This window comes from Mycobacterium sp. (assembly GCF_052143115.1).
GTDB lineage: Bacteria > Actinomycetota > Actinomycetes > Mycobacteriales > Mycobacteriaceae > Mycobacterium.
This window is the reverse complement of sequence record NZ_JBKQTQ010000160.1, coordinates 1-5223: the sequence shown is the minus strand read 5'-3', so window position 1 is coordinate 5223 and position 5223 is coordinate 1. Positions and strand designations below refer to the sequence as shown.

At 63.1% G+C, this 5223-nt stretch carries 5 protein-coding genes, 1 pseudogene and 1 riboswitch; of the genes and pseudogenes, 1 reads left to right on the top strand and 5 read right to left on the bottom strand.

Annotated elements, in window-relative coordinates; genetic code table 11:
- Both ACLQI9_RS16215 and ACLQI9_RS16210 read right to left on the bottom strand, forming a co-directional pair.
- Positions 1-405: alcohol dehydrogenase catalytic domain-containing protein (locus ACLQI9_RS16215; protein WP_442391922.1), on the bottom strand; the 405-nt coding region annotated here is incomplete at its 3' end.
- Positions 406-473: 68 nt separating this feature from the next.
- A pseudogene (locus ACLQI9_RS16210) lies at positions 474-645 on the bottom strand (ATP-binding protein); the annotation flags it as partial.
- 122 nt (positions 646-767) lie between these two features.
- On the opposite strand from ACLQI9_RS16210, the gene ACLQI9_RS16205 reads away from it, so the two are divergent.
- The gene (locus ACLQI9_RS16205) at positions 768-2264 is read left to right on the top strand and encodes an amidase (RefSeq protein ID WP_442380852.1); all 1497 of its coding nucleotides are present in this window, start codon (positions 768-770) and stop codon (positions 2262-2264) included.
- Positions 2265-2586: 322 nt separating this feature from the next.
- On the opposite strand, the gene ACLQI9_RS16200 is transcribed toward ACLQI9_RS16205, so the two are convergent.
- The 3 genes from ACLQI9_RS16200 to ACLQI9_RS16190 all read right to left on the bottom strand — a co-directional run bounded on the left by ACLQI9_RS16200 (position 2587) and on the right by ACLQI9_RS16190 (position 5006).
- The gene (locus tag ACLQI9_RS16200) at positions 2587-3165 is read right to left on the bottom strand and encodes a hypothetical protein (RefSeq protein ID WP_442391921.1); all 579 of its coding nucleotides are present in this window, start codon (positions 3163-3165) and stop codon (positions 2587-2589) included.
- 34 nt (positions 3166-3199) lie between these two features.
- Positions 3200-3311: riboswitch (SAM riboswitch) on the bottom strand.
- A 271-nt stretch (positions 3312-3582) separates the two neighbouring features.
- On the bottom strand, positions 3583-4023 hold the full coding sequence (locus ACLQI9_RS16195) for a pyridoxamine 5'-phosphate oxidase family protein (RefSeq protein ID WP_442380847.1): 441 nt from the start codon (positions 4021-4023) through the stop codon (positions 3583-3585).
- A gap of 230 nt (positions 4024-4253) precedes the next feature.
- On the bottom strand, positions 4254-5006 hold the full coding sequence (locus tag ACLQI9_RS16190; protein ID WP_442380845.1) for a hypothetical protein: 753 nt from the start codon (positions 5004-5006) through the stop codon (positions 4254-4256).
- Positions 5007-5223 lie beyond the last annotated feature (217 nt).

The window sequence follows — 5223 nt, the reverse complement described above, 5'->3', positions numbered from 1 at the left end:
GCGGACCGCGGCGTATGCCGTGGTGCCGGCGACGAACAGGCCCCCTGCGGCTTCCCATGACACTGCCGGCGGCTTGGGCGTGAGCTGATCGGCGGGCACCACCACGAATTCGGCGTGGCTGGCTCGGCCGTTCGTGAAACCCAGCACCTCGTCGCCCACTGAGAAGGCATCGACGCCGGTGCCGACCTCGGCGACGACACCGGCGAGATCACTGCCCTGCCCGGACGGAAATGTCGCTGGGAAGATCTCGTCGAGCGCACCCTGGCGAATCATCGCTTCGCCTGGGTTGACGCCAGCTGCCTTCACCTCGACCAGCACTTCACCGGTGCCAGGTTGCGGGCGGGGAACCTCGCGTACATCGAGGACGTCGATGCTGCCGTAGCGATCGAATCGCACTGCTTTCATGAGCTGTCCGTCCTTATCTCCGTTTTTGGACCATGAGAGCTGGGGCTTATCGGCACCTAACTAACCTAACGCTTGTATCCGCGGATTCTTGGCCCACAGGATCGGTCGGCGTGACCGCCGACGAGATTTGAAAGCACGCGGGAGCTTTTCGCGAACCGCCCGGCCGCGGCGGGCGGCTGGGTGCCCGAGGACTTGTGCCACATGGGTTTTCCCGACTCCGACGGTTCCGCAAAGGATCATGACATCAGGGGATCGGGCGAGGTTGACAATGGCGTGGTGTTACCGGTCCTCGCTGTCAGACCTGCATCGAAAAATGGTCGCGTCTGTACGCTGGTCAGCGGCCCGGGTCATAGGATCGGCCAATGCACCTTGACGAGTACATGTCATTGGATGCGACCGCTCTGGCCGAGTTGGTCGAGCGCAAACAGGTCACCCCGGCCGAACTTGTTGCTTTGGCGCGGCGACGCGCCGACGCGGTCAATCCAAGGTTGAACGCGATCGTTCGTCGCCTCGACGACGTCGCCGATAGGCAAGCCGCCGATCCGGATCTGCGCGGAGCGTTTGCCGGGGTGCCCTTTCTGATCAAAGACCTTGATCAGGAGTATCGGGGCTTTCCCACGTCGTGCGGTTCGAGGTCGCTGGCCAATGACGTGGCCGACCGGCACGCCCTGGTGACGCAGCGGTTCCTTGACGCGGGGCTGGTGATCTTCGGCATGACCAATACCCCCGAGTTCGGGGCCAAGGGCGTGACGGAATCCGAGTACTTGGGTCCGGCTCGCAACCCCTGGAACACCGAGCACACTCCCGGCGGCTCGTCGGGCGGATCGGGGGCCGCGGTTGCGGCGGGCATCGTTCCGGCAGCGGGGGCCAACGACGGTGGCGGATCGATCCGCATCCCCGCCGCCTGCAACGGGCTCGTCGGCCTCAAGGCCAGCCGGGGGCTGTCGCCCTACGGGCCGCAGACCGGCGAGCCGATGTTCGGGATGGAGACCCAGGGCGTCGTTTCGCGCACCGTGCGCGACAGCGCCGCCCTCTATGACGCGATCATCGGCCCCAATCCGCTTGCCGCCTATCAGGTTGCGCTTCCCGACGTCCCGTTCGCGAAACACATCAAGAGTCGTCCCGGCGCCGTAAAGATCGGGTATTCGACCTCCTCGGCGATCAACCCCCATCCCGACCGGGAAGCGATCGCCGCAATCGAAGAAGCGGCGAAGCTGCTGCGCGACCTGGGTCACCAGGTCGAGGAAGTCCAGCCGCCCTACGACGACGCCGCATTGGCGCGCGACTTTCTCACCATTTGGTTCGCGCAGCTCTACCGACATGTCGCCGAGATCAAACAGCGAATCGGTGCCCGCGACAGTGACTTTGAGGCCGACACCCTGGCCGTGAGTGAGCTCGGCCGATCCGCTGGCGTCCTGGCACCGATGCTTGCGCTGGAGAACACAAACAACTACATCCAATCCCTGGCGACGTTCCACGAGAGCTACGACTACTTCCTGACCCCCACCCTGGCCACCCCGCCCCTTGCGGTCGGTGCCACGGCGACATCGCCCCGCTTGCAGACGGTGTCCCGGGTGATCAGCAAGTTGCACGCCGGAAAAGTGCTGGCGCTCACCGGGATTCTCGATGAACTGATCCAGGAGAGCCTGGGCTGGGTACCCTACACGCAGCTCGCCAACCTCACCGGGCGGCCCGCGATCAGTGTGCCGCTACATTGGACAGACGCCGGGCTTCCTCTGGGCGTGCAGTTCGTCGGACGGCTGGGCGCGGACGGCGATCTCTTACAGTTGGCGGCGCAACTTGAAGAAGCCCATCCCTGGTCCCACCGGCATCCGGCACCCGCCTTACCGGCAAGTTAGTCCTTGCCCTGTGAGGCAAACCAGGTATCTGGGCTCGGTGAGGTTTCGATGAGGGTGGCCCCAGAAATTCGAGATCAGTCACAGTTCGTCGGCCAGTTCGGCCATGCCTTGTCCGATGGATCGGCTGGGATGCCCAGGGCAGGGATCGATCCGCTTTACGGACGCTCGGCCGGCTCGCCGTAGCGTTCCTGAGCGGCCTGGCGGCTGGTGCCGAGCATGGTTGCGATCTGAGTCCACGTGTGTCCGTGCACGCGGGCCTCGGCCACGGCATCGGCCAACTCCGCCTGGCTCCTGGCAACAGCGCGTACGGCATCGCCATCGCTCAGTTTTTGCTGGCCTTCCCGTTGGATCGCGTGCCGCCGTCGGCGTGTCCTGGCGTCCGTGGTTTGGGGGGTAATGGCTCCAACAGCGTTGGATCCGTAGGAGTTTCGATCCCAACCAGGTACCCAGACTTCGGTGCACCGGTGTCGCCGTCCGGTATAGCATCCAGGTCAGCCAACCAGCGCGCCGGAACCGTGTAGCCCGGGTTCTCCCGCATCGCCCGTTCGATGAACTGCCTGGTGGTCTCGGTCGGTCGCCGGCGTATGGGCGGTTTGCAGGGCTCCACCTTGTTCAGCGTGGCGAGGTTGAACGAGCCGCTCGAGATCACGTACAACACGTGATACTTCGGCTTCCATTCGGCGCGGCCACCGAAGCAGAGCGCCGAACGGAGGTGGTCAGGGTCGTGATACCACAGCGTCAATTTCAGGTCGTCACCTTCGATTTCGACGCGTCCATCGTCACGGACGGCAACGACCTTCACTTTGATGATCGGCTGCCCGTCCTCGTGCGATTTCTTCCCCTGGATCCGGTGCATGAGGTGGCCGGGGCCATACGACCCGCAGGAACGATTCCGAGGCATTGCAGTACTCCCGAAGGGTCGGGCCTCCACACGGGAGGCGCTCTTGCCGTCACCGGTTGGTGTCGGCCGCTTCGTCATCCGAGCCACCCACGAGCGTGGGGTTGGCGTGCCGTCCAGTCGGAGCTTTTCGACGGCAACTCGTGAAGCAATTTCAGTGTACGAGAGACGACCTACACGGTGACGGCCGCCGCGCTTGAGGCGATGAGCCGACCAGTCAGCGCGCCGAACGTCGTACCGATGCGCTGAGTCTCGACAAACATGATCATGCAGGTCCGCCGTGCGTGCAGCCTGGAAAGTGGTCGATGTAACTGTCCGCCGCAACCGGAAAACGTGGGAGGGCCGGAAGTCCCCCTAGATCGAAAGCAGTTAGCTGCCGAAGTCGTGTCACGATTTCGCGGCCACGTCGCGCGGCAGTCATCAACCGATGATCGTTTCGTGATCCGGTTCGGGACCGAACTTGAACCGCCGCCCGGTGATCTCCATGGCGATCACCCGTACGTAAATAGGCTTCAACGTCGCAATCCACGGTCGCAACGGCGCTTCCTCGGCGTCTAAGATGTCGGCGTTGGCCGACAACAGATGTGCCCTGCCCTTGATGATGACGCTCCACCCGTAGGTGAGGGAAGGATCGTGGTAGTCAGCCTCGAAAGCTACCCAGTCGCCCATCACGGCGCTGTACAGCTTGGTGCCCTGGGCAGTTCGGAAGAGCACCGTCCGGCGTCGAGTGGCGAAGTTGACCGGGAAGATTTCGGGCTTCCCGCCCAGGATCGTGACTAATCGGCCTAACGACATGCTTGATAGCAAGCTCCAGCAGTCGTCTTCGCTGAGCACGGTCACCGCATCGTTGTCTGCGGACATGATTCAGCCTAACGCGATGGGATTTCGGCGCGGTCAGATGCGATGGTCGATGATCGTCGACCCTCCCACCGGTCTCCGCGCTGATCGCGCTGGTGTGTTCGTCGCCCTTATTCGCCCAGAACATCAGCTCGCCCACCGGATACCCCCGGTACATCGAGTCGATCAGGTCACGCACCTTCGCGTTGAGCCACACGAACGGTCGCTGTATGTCCGGCAAGCGAATCGTGCCCTTAATCGATCCCGGAAACGAGTTCCTCCACCATCCACGGGTGGTGCCCGAATTTCGCGCTCATACGACCCCTTTTGTCGTGCTTGACGTTCCAAGGCGGGACAGCGTGTGCGATCCATTGCTGTCGTCGCCCCTGTTTCCACGCGGTCGCCTTCAACCGGCTGTAGATCAACGGCACCAGTTCACCCAATAGCTTCTGTTTCAGCTCGGGGTTGTTCAGAATCTGCGTGGACAAGTCCTCGGAGGAGGCCATGGTGCCGATGACTGCGCCGACGAACTCATTCTGTAAGTCTGGACTGGCGGAGAACTGCGCCAGCGAGTTGTTCTGCGCCTGCTGCAGCGTCTCGCTCTCTTCGAGCCGGTCCTTGATGTGGGTGACGACGTTGCGCACGCTCGAATCCGGGTGATCACCGGAGAAGAGGTCATTGATCTGGGCGATGACCTCTTCCAGAGCTACCGGCTCCGGGTCGCGTGCGGTGCCGGTCCCAGACTCCTTGGCCGGTTCTAGGGGAACACCGCCGCTGAGCTTGCCCGACGTGGTCTCCTGCTTGTGCTGGGCGATGTAGTCGAAATCGACCGTGGACAGATCAATCTCGTGGTGGAGCCGCTCGCTGGTGATGACCGGGGCGAGGTGCCGCAGGAAGATGGACAGCCTCTCCAGCGAGGTGTCTTCGTAGTTGACGATCTGTGAGAGGAAGTCGTACTGACGCAGGAAGGTGCCGACGTCCTTGCGGAACAGCTCCAGCTCGTCCAAGGCAATCTTGTCGCCGTGGTCGATTGCTTAGCCGTTGGCTCAGTTGCGGGCCGCTGACTCGGGGCGGCTGAAGCGGAGCAAGATCTTCTTGTTGTAGTAGTAGTCGAGCCAGTCGAGTAACCGACCTTCGTTGAGGTGCCGAGCGGCGATGGGAACAAAGCGTACGCGGAGTCGACTGGCGGCAACCTCGAACCCGGCGTCGTAGAACCAAGCGGCC